Origin of the sequence: Citrobacter sp. Cpo071, from assembly GCF_030332765.1 — a bacterium.
In the GTDB taxonomy this organism is placed as follows: domain Bacteria; phylum Pseudomonadota; class Gammaproteobacteria; order Enterobacterales; family Enterobacteriaceae; genus Citrobacter; species Citrobacter portucalensis.
In genome coordinates this window covers 1-16,965 of record NZ_JAOWHE010000085.1, presented here as the reverse complement: position 1 = coordinate 16,965, position 16,965 = coordinate 1, and the positions used below count along the sequence as shown (strand labels likewise).

The following is a 16,965-nucleotide window of genomic DNA, read 5'->3' as shown; positions in this document are numbered from 1 at the left end:
TCTGCCTTTTTATTCAATTTCCAACTTTTCTATCCCGTATAAATCATTTCGATAAACAAAATCTCTCTGCCAGACTGCTCAAATTGTTATCAATGTTAACCAAAAGCAAACAATTAGTTATAAGGGGAGAATGAAATTATGCGCGTCATCACTCTGGCGGGGAGCCCTCGCTTTCCCTCTCGATCCAGTGCGTTACTGGAATATGCCCGAGAAAAACTTCACGGTCAGGATGTCGAAATCTTTCACTGGAACCTGCACAATTTTGCCCCGGAAGACCTAATCTATGCTCGTTTCGACAGTCCGGCGCTGAACACATTTATCGAACAATTGCAGGATGCAGACGGGCTGATTGTCGCAACACCAGTCTATAAAGCCGCTTACTCTGGCGCCCTGAAAACCCTGCTCGACCTACTCCCCGAGCGGGCGCTGGAAGGGAAAGTGGTTTTGCCGTTGGCGACCGGCGGCAGCGTGGCGCATTTACTTGCCGTCGATTACGCGCTGAAACCGGTACTGAGCGCATTAAAGGCCCAGGAGATCCTGCACGGTGTGTTTGCCGATGATTCACAGGTGATTGATTATCAGCATAAACCTCAGTTTACGCCCAATCTTCAGCAGCGTCTGGACAGTGCGCTCGATACCTTCTGGCTGGCGTTGCATCGTCGCGATGTCCAACTTCCTCAACTGAACACCCTGCGAGGTGCCGCTCATGCTTGATTTTCTCAGGCGTCACACGTCATGGCTGGCACTGACCGGGTTGTTGTCGCTGTCAACGCTGGGGCATGCCGCAGAATCGGCCCCCGATGCTCTGCGTATTGGTTACCAGAAAGGAAGCGTCAGTATGGTGCTGGCCAAAAGCCATCAGCTACTCGAGAAACGCTATCCGCAGACTAAAATCTCGTGGGTCGAATTCCCGGCTGGACCGCAAATGCTGGAAGCACTCAATATCGGCAGTATCGATCTCGGCAGTACCGGTGACATTCCGCCGATTTTCGCCCAGGCAGCCGGGGCCGATCTGGTTTACGTGGGCGTCGAGCCGCCCAAACCGAAAGCCGAAGTGATTCTGGTGCCAAAAAATAGCCCGATCCAGAGCGTCGCGCAGCTTAAAGGACATAAAGTCGCCTTCCAGAAAGGCTCCAGCGCCCACAATTTACTGCTCCGGGCGCTGCAACAGGCCGGACTGAAATTTACCGATATTCAACCAACGTATCTGACTCCCGCCGATGCGCGAGCGGCCTTTCAGCAAGGAAACGTGGATGCGTGGGCTATCTGGGATCCCTATTATTCCGCCGCGTTACTGCAAGGTGATGTACGCGTACTGAAGGACGGCTCAGACCTCAAGCAAACCGGTTCGTTTTATCTCGCCGCCCGTCCTTATGCCGAGAAAAACGGCGCTTTTGTACTTGGCGTACTGGATACCTTTAGCCAGGCCGATGCGTTAACGCTCAACCAGCGCCAGCAAAGCATTACCCTGCTGGCCAAAACCATGGGGCTGCCTGAACCGGTGATTGCGTCTTATCTGGATCACCGTCCGCCAACCACCATTGTGCCAGTCAACGCCTCTGTTGCTGCCCTGCAACAACAAACCGCCGATCTGTTTTATGACAACCGTTTGGTGCCGAAAAAAATCGATATTCGCCAGCGTATCTGGCAACCCACTCAGCAGGCAGGAGAAAAATTATGAGTCTGAATATGTTCTGGTTTTTACCCACCCATGGTGACGGTCATTATCTTGGAACGGAAGAAGGTTCGCGCCCGGTCGATCACAGTTATATGCAACAAATCGCGCAAACGGCCGATCGTCTTGGATTTACCGGCGTCCTGATCCCAACCGGTCGCTCTTGCGAAGATGCCTGGCTGGTCGCCGCTTCGATGATCCCGGTCACCCAGAGATTAAAGTTTCTGGTCGCGCTGCGCCCAAGCGTCACCTCGCCAACGGTTGCCGCACGTCAGGCTGCGACGCTCGACAGACTCTCAAATGGCCGGGCGTTATTTAACCTGGTGACCGGCAGCGATCCACAGGAGCTGGCAGGTGACGGCGTGTTCCTCGATCACACAGAACGATATGAAGCCTCTGCTGAATTTACTCAGGTCTGGCGGCGCTTGCTGCAAGGTGAAACGGTGGATTTCAACGGCAAACATATTCATGTCCGCGGCGCGAAGCTGCTTTTCCCTCCCGTTCAACAACCCCGGCCACCACTTTATTTCGGCGGCTCGTCTGATGTCGCACAAGACCTTGCTGCCGAGCAGGTTGATCTTTATCTGACCTGGGGCGAGCCGCCGGAACAGGTGAAAGCGAAGATTGAACAGGTGCGGGCCAAAGCAGCGGCGCTCGGGCGCAAGATCCGCTTTGGTATTCGTCTGCATGTGATCGTACGGGAGACAACCCACGAGGCGTGGCAGGCAGCGGATCGTCTGATAGCCCACCTTGATGACGACACCATTGCCAAAGCCCAGGCCGCCTTCTCAAGAACGGATTCGGTTGGTCAGCAGCGAATGGCTGCACTGCACAATGGTAAACGCGACAAACTGGAAATTAGTCCGAACCTGTGGGCAGGCGTTGGACTGGTACGCGGTGGTGCGGGTACCGCGCTGGTCGGAGATGGTCCGACTGTCGCGGCGCGTATCAATGAGTATGCCGCGCTGGGAATCGACAGCTTTGTGTTGTCCGGATACCCACATCTGGAAGAGGCATACAAGGTTGGCGAGCTGCTGTTCCCGCATCTGGATGTTGCTATACCGGAAATTCCGCAGCCGCAATACCTGCAACAACAAGGTGAAGCGGTGGCAAACGAATTTATCCCGCGCAAAGTCGCGCAAAGTTAAGGAGCGGCTAATGGCAACGCCGAAAAACAGATGGTTATTACGCCTCGCGCCCTGGTTTTTACCGGTAGGTTTGGTGGCGCTCTGGCAGCTCGCATCTTCAATGGGCTGGCTGTCCACTCGCATTCTGCCCTCTCCGGAAGGTGTTATCGAAGCTTTCTGGACGCTTTCCGCCAGTGGCGAGCTTTGGCAGCATCTGGCCATCAGTTCCTGGCGCGCGCTGATCGGATTCTCCATCGGTGGATCGATTGGCCTGACACTGGGACTTATCAGCGGTCTTTCGCGTTGGGGAGAACGCCTGCTGGATACCTCGGTGCAGATGCTGCGTAACGTACCGCATCTGGCGCTGATCCCGCTGGTGATTTTGTGGTTCGGCATTGATGAATCCGCCAAGATCTTTCTCGTGGCGTTGGGCACGCTGTTCCCAATTTACATCAACACCTGGCATGGGATCCGTAGTATCGATCGTGGGCTGGTAGAAATGGCGCGCAGCTATGGATTATCCGGCCTTTCACTGTTTGTTCATGTGATCCTCCCCGGCGCCCTGCCCTCGATTATGGTCGGCGTGCGTTTTGCTCTCGGGCTGATGTGGCTGACGCTGATTGTGGCGGAAACCATTTCTGCCAATGCAGGTATTGGTTACCTGGCGATGAACGCCCGCGAATTTCTGCAAACCGATGTGGTCGTGGTGGCCATTATTCTCTACGCCCTGCTCGGCAAACTTGCCGACGTCAGCGCCCAACTGCTGGAGCGAGTCTGGCTACGCTGGCATCCGGCTTACCATGTAAAGGAGGCTACCGTATGAATACCGCTCGCCTGAACCAGGGTACACCGCTGTTGCTGAGCGCCGTGACAAAACAATACGCCGCCAATACAGTGCTCAATCAATTAGATTTGCATATTCCGGCCGGACAGTTTGTTGCCGTGGTTGGCCGCAGCGGCGGTGGTAAAAGTACATTGCTGCGTCTGCTGGCAGGGCTGGAATCGCCCACCTCAGGCGCATTACTTGCCGGAACCACCCCACTGGCGGAAATTCAGGATGATACACGTATGATGTTCCAGGATGCGCGTCTGCTGCCATGGAAGACGGTTATCGATAATGTGGGCCTGGGTCTGAAAGGTCAGTGGCGCGATGCGGCCCGAGATGCGCTGGCCGCCGTTGGGCTGGAGAGTCGTGCTCACGAATGGCCGGCTGCGCTGTCCGGTGGACAAAAACAGCGTGTAGCCCTGGCACGGGCATTAATTCATCGCCCTGGTTTGCTGCTGCTGGATGAACCCCTCGGCGCTCTGGATGCCCTAACCCGCCTTGAAATGCAGGATCTGATCGTCTCTTTATGGCAAGAGCACGGCTTTACCGTACTGCTGGTCACTCATGACGTCAGTGAAGCGGTGGCTATGGCCGATCGCGTGTTGCTGATTGAGGACGGAAAAATCGGACTGGATCTTACGGTGGATATTCAGCGCCCCCGCCGTTTGGGATCGGTACGGTTAGCCGATCTGGAAGCGGAAGTGTTGAACCGGGTTATGAAACGCGGCGAGACGGAACAACCGATCCTTCGACATGGATAACCGCTCAGAAAACCAGGCCCGGTAGCGCTTACCGGGCCTTTTGCCGGATGGCGGCGTTACCGCCTTATCCGGCCTACTAAACTACAGGTCAACGTTTCAGGCTAACGCTTTGTCAATCTTCTCGAACAGATCGCCTGAGAGATTCTCCAGACCTTTCAGCTGTTCCAGCGCCGCACGCATTTTCGCCTGACGTTTTGCATCATAACGTTTTAAGCGAATTAGCGGCTCAATCAGACGTGACGCCACCTGCGGGTTACGACTATTAAGCTCAGTCAACATGTCGACCAGGAACTGATATCCACTACCATCTTCCGCATGGAATGCCGCCGGGTTGCTACCCGCAAAGGCACCGATCAGCGAACGAATTCGGTTCGGGTTACTCATACTGAAAGAGCGATGCTTCAGCAGGCCGCGTACCGTTTCCAGCACGTTTTTCGCCGGGCTGGTGGATTGCAGGATAAACCATTTGTCCATCACCAGACCGTCATGGTGCCACTTATCGTCATACTCCTGCATTAGCGCGTCGCGACATGGCAGTTGTGCCGCCACTGCCGCGGATAGCGCCGCCAGCGCATCGGTCATATTGTTCGCTTCACGATACTGCTTGCTTACCAACGTGTCAGCCAGATGGGTTTCGCCAAAGGCCAGGAAACGCAGGCAGGCGTTACGCAGCGTACGCTTGCCAATATCGGCATGCTCAACGCGGTACTCATCAAGATGATTAGCGTTATAGATGGCGAGGAATTCATCTGCCAGCTCGGCCGCCAGCGTGCGGGTTAACGCTTCGCGTACTTCGGTTATCGCCACCGGATCGATGATATCGAACAGTTCGGCTATTTCATTTACTGAAGGCAGCGTCAGGATCTCTGCCGCCAGCGCCGGATCGATTTTCTCATCCAGTAAAATTGCGCGGAATGCATCAGCCACGTGTACCGGCAGCGACAGCGGTTGTCCCTGCTGATGACGGGCAACGTTAAGCTTAATATAGGTCGCCAGCAGGCTTTGCGCCGCGTCCCAACGAGAGAAATCGTTACGCGCATGACGCATCAGGAAGGTCAGCTGCTGATCGCTCCATTTGTATTCCAGTTTTACCGGCGCGGAGAATTCGCACAGCAGCGCCGGAACCGGCTGGAAGTAGACGTTATCAAAGACAAACGTCTGCTCTGCCTGGGTGACGTTGAGTACAGAATTCACCGGATGCCCGCCTTTTTGTAGCGGGATCACTTTCCCTTCGTTGTCATACAACTCGAGGGCGAAAGGAATATGCAGCGGCTGTTTTTCGGCCTGATCCGGCGTGGCCGGCGTGCGCTGGCTGATCGTCAGCGTGTACTGCTCAGTTGACGGATTGTAGTCATCACGCACGGTCAGAATCGGCGTACCGGACTGACTGTACCAGCGGCGGAAATGGGAGAGATCAACGTTAGAAGCATCTTCCATCGCCTGCACAAAATCATCACAAGTTGCAGCACTTCCGTCATGACGCTCAAAGTACAGTTGCATCCCTTTCTGGAAGTTAGCCTCACCGAGCAGGGTGTGGATCATACGAATGACTTCAGCGCCCTTTTCGTACACGGTCAGGGTATAGAAGTTGTTCATTTCAATGACCATATCCGGACGGATAGGATGCGCCATCGGGCTGGCATCTTCAGCAAACTGCAGACCACGCATGGTGCGCACATTGCTTATGCGGTTTACCGCGCGTGAGCCGAGATCGGAACTGAACTCTTGATCGCGGAACACAGTTAAGCCTTCTTTCAGGCTCAACTGGAACCAGTCACGGCAGGTCACACGGTTGCCGGTCCAGTTGTGAAAATACTCATGACCGATAACGCGCTCAATATCGAGGTAGTCTTTGTCGGTGGCGGTATCGGTACGTGCCAGCACATATTTGGAGTTAAAGACGTTCAGACCTTTATTCTCCATCGCGCCCATGTTGAAGAAATCCACGGCGACAATCATATAGATGTCGAGGTCATACTCGAGGCCAAAGCGCTCTTCATCCCATTTCATGGAGTTTTTCAGCGAGGTCATCGCCCACGGCGCGCGGTCAAGGTTGCCGCGATCGACGTACAGTTCCAGCGCCACCTCACGCCCGGAACGGGTGGTAAAGGTATCGCGCAGAACGTCGAAATCACCGGCTACCAACGCAAACAGATAGCACGGTTTCGGGAACGGGTCCTGCCACTGTACCCAGTGACGACCATTTTCCAGTTCGCCCTGCGCCACACGGTTACCGTTGGAGAGCAGGAACGGATATTGGGTTTTATCGGCGATAATTTTGGTGGTAAAACGCGCCAGAACATCGGGTCTGTCGAGATACCAGGTAATATGGCGGAACCCTTCTGCTTCACACTGGGTGCACAGCGCTTCGCCAGACTGGTACAGCCCTTCCAGCGCAGTATTGGCCGCTGGGCTAATTTCATTCACGATACGCAGCGTAAAACGCTCCGGCAACTGACTAATGACCAGAGTGCCCTCTTCTTCTTTATACTCTGTCCACGGCTCGTCGTTCACGTGGATCGACACCAGGGTCAGATCTTCGCCATTCAGGCGCAGGGGCACATCAGACGCGCCATGACGGACAGCCTGGCTCACTGCGGTGACCACGGTTTTTTCAGCATCCAGGTCAAAGGTCAAGTCAATATCAGTAATCTGGTAATCCGGCGCACGATAGTCGTGACGGTATTTGGCTTGTGGCTGTTGTGTCATAAAAAAACCTTTAGCATCTTTAATAGAGTCTCGGCTTCAGTCTATTCCTGTTGCGTAAATCGCGCTACGCAGAATGTTCATCTTTTCAGGCACAAACACCCTTTTTGCTACATTTTCATAACACGTGGCACGAATTGCCCTCGACCAGAAAGAGAGCTTATGGTGTGATCGGGGTTCAATAAATCGCTAAACAGGGTATACTCCAGCGGTTTTCTTAGTTGTTTATTGTACTAAACGCTCCCGTGAGAGGATGCTACTGCGCACCTATGACACAATTCGCTTCTCCTGTTCTGCACTCGCTGCTGGATACAGACGCTTATAAGTTGCATATGCAGCAAGCCGTTTTTCACCACTACTATGATGTACAAGTAGCGGCTGAATTTCGTTGCCGTGGCGATGACCTGCTCGGTATTTATGCCGATTCTATTCGTGAGCAGGTGAATGCTATGCAGCACCTGCGACTGCAGGAGGATGAGTACCAGTGGCTCTCCGGCCTGCCATTCTTTAAAGCTGATTACCTCACCTGGCTACGTGATTTCCGCTATAACCCGGAACAGGTTCACGTCACTAATGATAACGGCAAGCTGAACATCCGCTTAACCGGGCCGTGGCGTGAAGTGATCATGTGGGAAGTTCCGCTGTTGGCGGTTATCAGTGAACTGGTGCACCGTTACCGTTCGCCCGAATCAGGCGTCCCGCAGGCACTCGATGAGCTGGAAAGCAAACTAGTAGAATTCTCTGCTTTAACGAAAGATGTCGATATGTCCCGCTTCCATTTGATGGATTTCGGTACGCGTCGTCGTTTTTCGCGCGAAGTACAGCAGGCTATCGTTAAACGCCTGCAGCAAGAGCCCTGGTTTGTCGGCACCAGTAACTACGATCTGGCCCGCCGCCTGTCATTAACCCCAATGGGTACGCAGGCGCATGAGTGGTTCCAGGCTCATCAGCAAATCAGTCCAGAACTTGCCACCAGCCAGCGCGTAGCCCTGGCAGCCTGGTTAAATGAATACCCTGATCAACTCGGCATTGCATTGACCGATTGCATCACCATGGACGCATTTTTACGCGACTTTGGCGTTGAGTTTGCGACCCGCTACCAGGGGTTACGCCATGACTCAGGCGATCCGGTGGAATGGGGTGAAAAAGCCATCGCTCATTATGAAAAACTGGGTATTGATCCGCTGAGCAAAACGCTGGTCTTCTCAGATAATCTCGATCTGAAAAAAGCGATTGAACTCTACCGCCACTTCTCTTCCCGCGTACAGTTGAGTTTTGGTATTGGGACACGGCTAACATGCGACATTCCGCAGGTTAAGCCACTCAATATTGTGATCAAGCTGGTGGAATGTAACGGCAAACCGGTGGCGAAGTTATCTGACAGCCCGGGTAAAACCATCTGCCACGATAAAGCATTTGTTCGTGCACTGCGCAAAGCCTTCGATCTCCCGCATATCAAAAAAGCCAGTTAAGCCTTCCAGGGAGCCATTTTGGCTCCCTTTTTCGCGTTTATTTCCGAAATCTTTCACTCCAGCTACGAATTCTGCTTGTCTGATTGCAGATGCCAGGTAACATAGGTATCCCCCCATTACGGGTGGACATGTGTTTATATATCCGACTATTAACAGAGAGAATATTATGAGCGTTGTGCCTGTAGCCGACGTACTCCAGGGCCGCGTAGCCGTTGACAGCGAAGTCACCGTGCGCGGATGGGTGCGTACCCGCCGAGATTCAAAAGCTGGCATCTCCTTCCTCGCCGTTTATGACGGTTCCTGCTTTGATCCTGTACAGGCCGTCATCAATAATTCTCTGCCCAATTACAATCAGGACGTACTGCGCCTGACGACGGGTTGTTCAGTTATCGTAACGGGTAAAGTCGTTGCATCTCCTGGACAAGGACAGAGCTTTGAAATTCAGGCCACTGAGGTTGAAGTAACGGGCTGGGTTGAAGATCCTGACACTTACCCAATGGCAGCCAAGCGTCACAGCATTGAGTATCTGCGTGAAGTGGCGCACATGCGTCCGCGTACCAACATGATTGGTGCGGTAGCGCGTGTACGTCATACGCTGGCGCAAGCTCTGCATCGTTTCTTCCACGAGCAGGGTTTCTTTTGGGTATCTACTCCGTTGATCACCGCTTCCGATACGGAAGGTGCCGGTGAAATGTTCCGTGTTTCTACGCTGGATCTGGAAAACCTGCCGCGTAACGATCAGGGTAAAGTCGATTTCGATAAAGACTTCTTTGGTAAAGAAGCCTTCCTGACCGTTTCCGGTCAGCTGAACGGTGAAACCTACGCCTGCGCCCTGTCCAAAATTTATACTTTTGGCCCGACGTTCCGTGCAGAAAACTCTAACACCAGTCGTCACCTGGCAGAGTTCTGGATGCTGGAACCAGAAGTGGCTTTTGCTGACCTGAATGATGTTGCAGGCCTGGCTGAAGCGATGCTGAAGTACGCGTTTAAAGCCGTACTGGCAGAGCGTGCGGATGATATGAAATTCTTCGCTGAACGTGTCGACAAAGATGCGATTTCACGCCTGGAACGTTTCATTGACGCCGACTTCGCGCAGGTGGACTACACCGACGCGGTAAGCATTCTGGAAAAATGCGGCAAACAGTTCGAAAACCCGGTGTACTGGGGTGTGGATCTGTCTTCCGAGCATGAACGTTATCTTGCTGAAGAGCACTTTAAAGCGCCGGTGGTGGTGAAAAACTACCCGAAAGATATCAAAGCGTTTTATATGCGCCTTAACGAAGACGGTAAGACCGTCGCAGCAATGGACGTTCTGGCTCCGGGAATCGGTGAAATCATCGGTGGTTCTCAGCGTGAAGAGCGCCTGGACGTGCTGGATGCCCGTATGCTGGAAATGGGTCTGAACAAAGAGGATTACTGGTGGTATCGCGACCTGCGTCGCTACGGTACCGTTCCGCATTCCGGCTTCGGATTGGGCTTCGAGCGTCTGATCGCTTACGTCACCGGCGTACAGAACGTCCGTGATGTTATTCCGTTCCCGCGTACTCCACGTAACGCCACCTTCTAAACGTGCGTTATTGTTTCAAAGGCCAGCATTGCTGGCCTTTTTTATACCCTTTTAGTGCTATCTGGATACCCATCTCACGTTAAACACAACCTTTCAATCCCCTCCACCTGTTACGTAATATTTCATCGCAACACATTTGCACAAAAAATAATCAGCAATTTTATTGTGGATTAGCATTTTCTGATTAAATAGTACATTTTTTAACCTCTCGCACGGCATTCCAGACATCCAAAAATCGTTACCTGTAAAATCCGAACTTTCCGGCATAACGGATAAAAAATGACCTTAGCAAAATTAAACATAAGAAAATCATATAAATAGAAATAAAAACGAGAATTTTAAGCGCAGGGGCATTCGAAGTTTGACGCTGTTCACAAAGTTGCACAAAAATAACATCTTGTTACACATTTTTTCTTTTTGAAACCAAATCTTTATATTTGTAGCACTTTGACGGTAGCGAAACGGTAGTTTGAATGGAAAGATGCCTGTCAGACACATAAAGACACCAAACTCTCATCAATAGTTCCGTAAATTTTGATTGACGGAATTTATTGGCGGCAGTGGCAGGTGTCATATAAAAACCGATGAGGGTAATAAATAATGATGAAGCGCAATATTCTGGCAGTGGTTATCCCTGCTCTGCTGGTAGCCGGGGCAGCTAACGCTGCAGAAGTTTATAACAAAGATGGCAACAAAGTAGACGTATACGGTAAAGCCGTTGGTCTGCACTATTTTTCCAAGCACAACGGTGAAAATGCCTACGCTGCTAACGGCGATCAGACATACGCCCGTCTTGGTTTCAAAGGGGAAACTCAGATTAACGACCAACTGACCGGTTACGGCCAGTGGGAATACCAGTTCAGCGGCAATAACTCCGAAGGTGGTAGTGACGCTCAGAACGGTAACAAAACTCGTCTGGCATTTGCCGGTCTGAAATTCGGCGACGCGGGCTCCTTCGACTACGGTCGTAACTACGGCGTCGTATACGATGCACTGGGTTACACCGATATGCTGCCAGAATTCGGTGGTGATACCGCTGCTTCTGACCAGTTCTTCTCCCAGCGTAACGGCGGTCTCGCAACCTACCGTAACTCTAACTTCTTCGGCATGGTTGAAGGCCTGAACTTCGCCGTTCAGTACCTGGGCAAAAATGAGCGTGATGACGCGCGTCGCTCTAACGGTGATGGTGTTGGCGGCTCAGTAAGCTACGAAATGGATGGCTTCGGTATCGTGGGTGCTTACGGCGCAGCTGACCGTACCAACGCGCAAGAAACGCTGACCTATGGTCGCGGTGCAAAAGCTGAGCAGTGGGCTGCTGGTGTGAAATACGATGCGAACAACATCTACCTGGCGGCGAACTACAGCGAAACCCGTAACGCTACCCGTATCTCTAACGGTTATGCTAACAAAACTGAAGACGTACTGTTGGTTGCTCAGTACCAGTTCGACTTCGGCCTGCGTCCGTCCCTCGCCTATACCAAATCTAAAGGTAAGGACATTGAAGGTATCGGTGACGTAGATCTGGTGAACTACTTCGAAGTGGGTGCGACTTACTACTTCAACAAAAACATGTCCACCTATGTTGATTACATCATCAACCAGATCGATTCTGACAACAAACTGGGCGTAGGCTCTGACGACACCGTAGCAGTCGGTATCGTTTACCAGTTCTAATAGCAGACCTCTTTGTTAAATGCCTATAAAACAGGACTTCGGTCCTGTTTTTTTATATCTGCTAGGGAATTCTTGCGTCTTAAAAAAACACCTCAGCTTTTCGTCAGTAACGGTTGGCATTTTGTAAATCTACCGTTAACCTGATAGCGGACTTCCCTTCTGTAATCACTATGGAACCTCGTCATGTTTGAGAACATTACCGCCGCTCCTGCCGACCCCATTTTGGGTCTGGCTGATTTGTTTCGTGCCGATGACCGCCCTGGAAAAATAAACCTCGGGATCGGTGTATATAAAGATGAGACAGGCAAAACGCCGGTGCTGACCAGCGTTAAAAAAGCCGAGCAATATATACTGGAAAATGAAACCACCAAAAATTACCTTAGCATTGACGGTATTCCAGAGTTTGGTCGCTGCACTCAGGAATTACTGTTTGGTAAAGAAAGTTCGCTGATCAACGATAAGCGTGCACGTACCGCACAGACCCCTGGCGGCACTGGTGCACTGCGTGTGGCAGCTGATTTCCTGGCAAAAAATACGTCGGCCAAACGCGTATGGGTGAGCAATCCAAGCTGGCCGAACCATAAGAGCGTCTTTAACTCTGCAGGCCTGGAAGTTTGTGAATACAACTATTACGATGCAGCAAACCACTCGTTAGATTTTGATGCGCTGCTGGCAAGCCTCAGCGAAGCGCAGGCTGGCGACGTGGTGCTATTCCACGGCTGCTGCCATAACCCTACCGGCATCGATCCTACGCTGGAACAGTGGCAAACGCTGGCGCAGATGTCTGTCGAAAAAGGTTGGTTACCGCTGTTCGACTTCGCATACCAGGGCTTTGCCCGTGGCCTGGAAGAAGATGCAGAAGGTCTGCGCGCATTTGCGGCTCTGCACAAAGAGCTGATCGTTGCCAGCTCCTACTCCAAGAACTTTGGACTGTACAATGAGCGTGTAGGCGCCTGTACGCTGGTTGCTGCCGATGCTGAAACCGTTGACCGTGCGTTCAGCCAAATGAAATCAGCCATTCGCGCTAACTATTCCAACCCACCAGCACACGGTGCATCCGTAGTGGCCACGATTCTGAGCAACGACGCGCTGCGTGCCATCTGGGAACAAGAACTGACTGATATGCGCCAGCGCATTCAGCGCATGCGTTTACTGTTTGTGAATACGTTGCAAGAGAAAGGTGCAAACCGCGACTTCAGCTTTATCATCAAACAGAACGGCATGTTCTCGTTTAGCGGCCTGACCAAAGAGCAGGTTCTGCGTCTGCGTGAAGAGTTTGGTGTCTACGCTGTCGCTTCCGGACGCGTAAACGTGGCAGGAATGACGCCAGACAACATGGCGCCGCTGTGCGAAGCGATTGTTGCAGTACTGTAATCTATCGCGCACAAAAAAGGCCGCAAATGCGGCCTTTTTATTTATTAAACGAATTACCAGACAGGCATTTCATCTTGCAGGAACGGGTTATGTAGCCGTTCGTTACCCAGCGTAGAAAGTGGGCCGTGCCCCGGAATAAACGTTACGTCATCGCCTAACGGCAATAGTTTACGTTTAATCGAATCGATCAGTTGGCTGTGATCACCGCGCGGGAAATCGCTGCGCCCTACGCCACCTTTGAAAATCACGTCACCAGAAATCAGTAACTTTGATTGCTCATCAAAGAAGACCACATGTCCCGGTGTATGACCCGGACAATGCAGCACCTGTAACGTCACGTTGCCAACGCTTATCCTGTCACCTTCATTCAACCAGCGATCGGGCGTCAGCGGCTCACAATCTCCCAGGCCAAACATGCGGCTCTGAGCAGGGAGTCCCTGTAACCAGAACTCATCTTCTTTTTCCGGGCCAATAACCGGTACACCATAATGCTGTGCCAGTTCAGCCGCCGCGCCTACGTGATCAAGATGACCATGGGTAAGCAGGATCTGCATAAGCGTCAGACCGCTGGCATCCACTTCCTGTTTGATTTTCTCGGCATCGCCGCCGGGATCGACCAGCGCGGCCAGACGAGTCTGCTCACACCAGATTAGCGAGCAGTTCTGGGCGAATGCAGTGACCGGAATAATACGATAGTTCATACAGCTCCTGTTTCATTAAGCTTATGGATCACCAGTGCCGTGCAGGGCCGGTGTCAATATGCACAAAGTTACTGCTGGGGTAGTATCCTACACCACCTGCGCGCATAGATAACGCAGCTTTGCGAATATTACTTAATGCGATGCCTTCAATATGGAAATCCATGGCCTGACCTTTAGTGTGGTAGCTTTTCTTGGCCACACCACGGCTACGTGCACGGAGTTCATTATTGGTATCGATAGAGCGATAGCCTGAAATCAGCTGTACGGGTTTACGCGTGCCCAGCAGGCCCTGCAGACGGAAGAGTTGATCAAACAGTCCCGGGTCAATGGATTTCACTTTATTGGCCCGAAAATCACGGAAAAAGTGGTTAAGTTTTGCTAATTCGTCCTGAATATAGCCCCTGCCATCAAAAAACTCTGCTTTTATTGACTCACCGGTATGCAGGTTATTCAGAGTCAATATACGCGGACGTGGGGTAGAGAGTGTTGCAAACGCAGGCGTAGGCAAGATGGCAGCGCCGAGGGCAATACCACCAAGCGCCAGCAGTTTGCGGCGATTAGCGTCAAATTTGTCCATGGTATTAAGGTCTACAAGGTCAATGTTATCGTATGTATGCTCTAGCGCACGCGGGAAACCTTATCTGGCTAAGTAGTCCACGTCAAGGCTCCCAACCCCAGGAAATACGGGGCTCACAGCCATTTTGCCCCGTTTCCAGCATAACTTACGACAATCATTTTCCTCGAACTGCTTCATTTATCTGATTAATTGCTCGGCTTTTGACACAATTTGTGCGCTGGATCGCGCTGTCAGATCGTAATTGTAAATATCTGTACGATACTGCGTGCGCCCATCAGGGCCGACAAATGCGGTCAGATAGTAGAGGTTGACCGGGATATTCTGGCGAATATTCACGTACCGCGTATCCCCTTGCTTCAGGGCATCCGAGATGCGCGTATCATTCCAGCCCGCATCCTGTAGCAGCATATTTGCCAGCTCAGAGGCCTTATTCACCCGCACGCAGCCGGAGCTTAATGCCCGCGTATCCTTCTGGAACAGATTGTGGTTCGGCGTGTCGTGCAGATAAATAGCGTCCGAACTCGGCATGTTGAATTTATAGCGGCCGAGCGAGTTACGTGCACCCGGAGCCTGCTGAAAGCGGAACGGCAGATTGGACGCAGTGATGGTCGCCCAGTCAACCTGCCACGGATCTATCGTCTCTTTACTGTTCCAGCCGCGCATTACGGTATAGCCGTGACGTTCAAGATATCCCGGATCATTCCATAACTTAGGCAGAATATCTTTACGTGCCAGCGTCGGCGGAACGTTCCACGGTGGGTTAACGACCACGTTATTTAGCGCACTGCTCATCATCGGCGTTTTACGATCGGGACGCCCTACAATAACGCGCGAGGCCAGCACCTGATTGCCATTCTGATAATAAACCAGCGAATAGGCAGGAATGTTCACCATGATACCGGTAGACAGCTCACTCGGCAGCAGGCGCAAGCGCTGAATATTTAACGCCAGCACGCCCGCACGCTGAGCAGGCGTCACGTTCAGCCAGTCACGCGTCGCAGGGCCAATCGCGCCATCTGCGCCAAGTCCCTGCCACGTCTGAAAACGCTTTACCGCATCAACCAATTCACGATCGTAGGTACCACGCCCTTCTTTGCCAGACGTACTGACGGCAGGCTCCAGCATCCCGGTTCGACGCAAAATTTCACGTAGCGCGGGGATGTCATTACTCCACTCCCCCGGACGCAGCGTTGCTGTACTGGTGAGCTGTGGCCAGGGACGTGTATCGCCCACCAGCTTGAGCAGTGATTCATGCATGGCTGCATACTGCGGATGTTGAGGCGCAAGGCTGGCCACAAATGAAGTCAGTTGACCGTTATCCAGTGCGACCTGCCACTGGTTGATGACGGAAATCGGCGGCGTCGTTAGCGCATAGGGCTTATCGCTGTAAAGCCAGCGATTACCTTTGACAGGGATGTTAGCGATAAAGTGCAGATACCCCATCATCGCATCAGAGAGCACGATGTCTCTCGCCTGACCGGTTACTGCCGGGTCAGTCAGAAGTGCAACCCAGGTAGTGAACTGCGGCTGAAAGCCGGCAATTGCGACCTCGGCTAACTGTTGCTGAAATGCCTTTACCGCATCACGATTTTCCCACATCGGCTTCATTTCGCGTGCGGCATACAGCAGTTCCAGCTGGCTCATGTAAACCGGCGTATAACCTGCTGGCAGCTGAGAGTGTATTTCGGCGCGGGCTTTATCGACAGACACGCCTTCTGGCAGCGGTTGAATACCCGCCATGATAGCCGTCGCAGAAGATTGAACCTGCGGCTGCGATAACGCTGTTGGCTGTTCACTGACGGTCGCAGAGCTATCGCCAGGGATCATTTCAGGCTCATCGGCCTGAGCATTGAACAGTGGAGCGAATGTTACGGCCAGGCACAAACTGATTGCCGACAGCCGACGACCACACATTTTATTAAGCAACATCCCTTGCCCCCTGTTTTCTTTATCATACTCTGAATAGCCAGGCCGTCTGTATTCCTCTTTATTCTGACGAGGGTCGGACCTGTAAAACGCCAATACAAACTGAAGTATGACGAGCAAGCCCGTGACGCGTTAGGCTCACCTTTAGTATATAAACATCAAAAACTTTTTGCCTAACCTAATGTAAAGAAGTCTAAAGAAATTACACCAGGCATGAAGTCTTTTCGGAAAAAGATAAGGCGGCCATGTAGCCGTAATGCCAGTCAGTTAGCGCCTCAGTTTCAGTAAACTGGCGGAGGTAAAGAACATGCTATCTCGGAAATAGAGTTCCGTTCACCTCATGCTCATTGTTTCTCTGAAACACGGATTCCCGTGAACGTGTAAAGGGCGTTCTCCGCCACGCCCTTTACAATCCCGGCTCCCGGCGGGAAAATTGTTGCTACGCAATACCCTCCGCTTATTCCTCCTGGCTACCGGGCCGGGCGCGAGGAAGCGTCCCTGCAAAGCGCGCCCTGAGCCAGCATCCATGCTGGCTCTCCCGGCCTTACGGAAACACGTCGGCAATTTTCAGCCGGACCA

General features: G+C 52.3%; 13 protein-coding genes. 9 read left to right on the top strand and 4 right to left on the bottom strand.

Going from position 1 to position 16,965, the window contains the following annotated elements:
* Positions 1-138: 138 nt before the first annotated feature.
* Genes ssuE through ssuB form a run of 5 tightly spaced genes read left to right on the top strand, consistent with a single transcriptional unit; the run spans position 139 to position 4,389 of the window.
* Entirely contained in the window at positions 139-714 is a 576-nt protein-coding gene (gene ssuE / locus OGY09_RS17105; RefSeq protein ID WP_032942900.1) for an NADPH-dependent FMN reductase, read from the top strand.
* Positions 707-1,681 (top strand): sulfonate ABC transporter substrate-binding protein, encoded by a 975-nt coding sequence (locus OGY09_RS17100; RefSeq protein WP_032942899.1) that lies wholly within the window; start codon positions 707-709, stop codon positions 1,679-1,681. The genes ssuE and OGY09_RS17100 overlap by 8 nt, the downstream gene beginning before the upstream one ends.
* Complete coding sequence (gene ssuD, locus OGY09_RS17095; protein WP_032942898.1) at positions 1,678-2,823, top strand: FMNH2-dependent alkanesulfonate monooxygenase; 1,146 nt, start codon at positions 1,678-1,680, stop codon at positions 2,821-2,823. Before OGY09_RS17100 ends, ssuD begins: the two co-directional genes overlap by 4 nt.
* A 10-nt stretch (positions 2,824-2,833) precedes the next feature.
* Positions 2,834-3,625: an aliphatic sulfonate ABC transporter permease SsuC gene (ssuC, locus tag OGY09_RS17090; protein WP_032942897.1), complete on the top strand. Its 792-nt coding sequence runs from the start codon at positions 2,834-2,836 to the stop codon at positions 3,623-3,625.
* Positions 3,622-4,389, top strand: a complete 768-nt coding sequence (gene ssuB, locus OGY09_RS17085) for an aliphatic sulfonates ABC transporter ATP-binding protein (protein ID WP_032942896.1) — start codon at positions 3,622-3,624, stop codon at positions 4,387-4,389. The genes ssuC and ssuB overlap by 4 nt, the downstream gene beginning before the upstream one ends.
* Before the next feature lie 96 nt (positions 4,390-4,485).
* Here ssuB and pepN read toward each other — a convergent pair whose 3' ends face one another.
* Entirely contained in the window at positions 4,486-7,098 is a 2,613-nt protein-coding gene (gene pepN / locus OGY09_RS17080; protein WP_048214512.1) for an aminopeptidase N, read from the bottom strand.
* A gap of 266 nt (positions 7,099-7,364) precedes the next feature.
* Between pepN and pncB the strand changes: the two genes are divergently transcribed.
* The 4 genes from pncB (at position 7,365) to aspC (ending at position 13,182) form a co-directional block, all read left to right on the top strand.
* Positions 7,365-8,567, top strand: coding sequence for a nicotinate phosphoribosyltransferase (gene pncB / locus OGY09_RS17075; RefSeq protein WP_020996513.1), 1,203 nt, complete (start codon positions 7,365-7,367; stop codon positions 8,565-8,567).
* A 166-nt stretch (positions 8,568-8,733) separates the two neighbouring features.
* Positions 8,734-10,134 carry an asparagine--tRNA ligase gene (asnS, locus tag OGY09_RS17070; RefSeq protein WP_020996514.1) on the top strand — a complete coding sequence of 467 codons (1,401 nt, stop codon included), beginning with the start codon at positions 8,734-8,736 and terminating at the stop codon, positions 10,132-10,134.
* Positions 10,135-10,734: 600 nt separating this feature from the next.
* A complete protein-coding gene (gene ompF, locus OGY09_RS17065) occupies positions 10,735-11,808 on the top strand; it encodes a porin OmpF (protein WP_032942894.1) in 1,074 nt (357 codons plus the stop codon).
* Between the two features lie 183 nt (positions 11,809-11,991).
* Entirely contained in the window at positions 11,992-13,182 is a 1,191-nt protein-coding gene (gene aspC, locus OGY09_RS17060) for an aspartate transaminase (protein WP_032942893.1), read from the top strand.
* A 53-nt stretch (positions 13,183-13,235) separates the two neighbouring features.
* Here aspC and OGY09_RS17055 read toward each other — a convergent pair whose 3' ends face one another.
* The 3 genes from OGY09_RS17055 to ldtD all read right to left on the bottom strand — a co-directional run bounded on the left by OGY09_RS17055 (position 13,236) and on the right by ldtD (position 16,389).
* Positions 13,236-13,883, bottom strand: coding sequence for an MBL fold metallo-hydrolase (locus OGY09_RS17055; protein WP_003831949.1), 648 nt, complete (start codon positions 13,881-13,883; stop codon positions 13,236-13,238).
* A 28-nt stretch (positions 13,884-13,911) separates the two neighbouring features.
* The gene (gene mepK / locus OGY09_RS17050) at positions 13,912-14,460 is read right to left on the bottom strand and encodes a peptidoglycan L,D-endopeptidase MepK (RefSeq protein ID WP_003831948.1); all 549 of its coding nucleotides are present in this window, start codon (positions 14,458-14,460) and stop codon (positions 13,912-13,914) included.
* A gap of 177 nt (positions 14,461-14,637) precedes the next feature.
* Positions 14,638-16,389 (bottom strand): L,D-transpeptidase, encoded by a 1,752-nt coding sequence (gene ldtD, locus OGY09_RS17045; protein WP_032942892.1) that lies wholly within the window; start codon positions 16,387-16,389, stop codon positions 14,638-14,640.
* Between the last annotated feature and the right edge of the window lie 576 nt (positions 16,390-16,965).

Excerpts from the sequence above, each read along its gene's own strand:
- ssuE (WP_032942900.1), top strand. The coding sequence starts at position 139 with ATGCGCGTCATCACTCTGGCGGGGAGCCCTCGCTTTCCCTCTCGATCC.
- OGY09_RS17100 (WP_032942899.1), top strand. The coding sequence starts at position 707 with ATGCTTGATTTTCTCAGGCGTCACACGTCATGGCTGGCACTGACCGGG.
- ssuD (WP_032942898.1), top strand. The coding sequence starts at position 1,678 with ATGAGTCTGAATATGTTCTGGTTTTTACCCACCCATGGTGACGGTCAT.
- ssuC (WP_032942897.1), top strand. The coding sequence starts at position 2,834 with ATGGCAACGCCGAAAAACAGATGGTTATTACGCCTCGCGCCCTGGTTT.
- ssuB (WP_032942896.1), top strand. The coding sequence starts at position 3,622 with ATGAATACCGCTCGCCTGAACCAGGGTACACCGCTGTTGCTGAGCGCC.
- pepN (WP_048214512.1), bottom strand. The coding sequence starts at position 7,098 with ATGACACAACAGCCACAAGCCAAATACCGTCACGACTATCGTGCGCCG.
- pncB (WP_020996513.1), top strand. The coding sequence starts at position 7,365 with ATGACACAATTCGCTTCTCCTGTTCTGCACTCGCTGCTGGATACAGAC.
- asnS (WP_020996514.1), top strand. The coding sequence starts at position 8,734 with ATGAGCGTTGTGCCTGTAGCCGACGTACTCCAGGGCCGCGTAGCCGTT.
- ompF (WP_032942894.1), top strand. The coding sequence starts at position 10,735 with ATGATGAAGCGCAATATTCTGGCAGTGGTTATCCCTGCTCTGCTGGTA.
- aspC (WP_032942893.1), top strand. The coding sequence starts at position 11,992 with ATGTTTGAGAACATTACCGCCGCTCCTGCCGACCCCATTTTGGGTCTG.
- OGY09_RS17055 (WP_003831949.1), bottom strand. The coding sequence starts at position 13,883 with ATGAACTATCGTATTATTCCGGTCACTGCATTCGCCCAGAACTGCTCG.
- mepK (WP_003831948.1), bottom strand. The coding sequence starts at position 14,460 with ATGGACAAATTTGACGCTAATCGCCGCAAACTGCTGGCGCTTGGTGGT.
- ldtD (WP_032942892.1), bottom strand. The coding sequence starts at position 16,389 with ATGTTGCTTAATAAAATGTGTGGTCGTCGGCTGTCGGCAATCAGTTTG.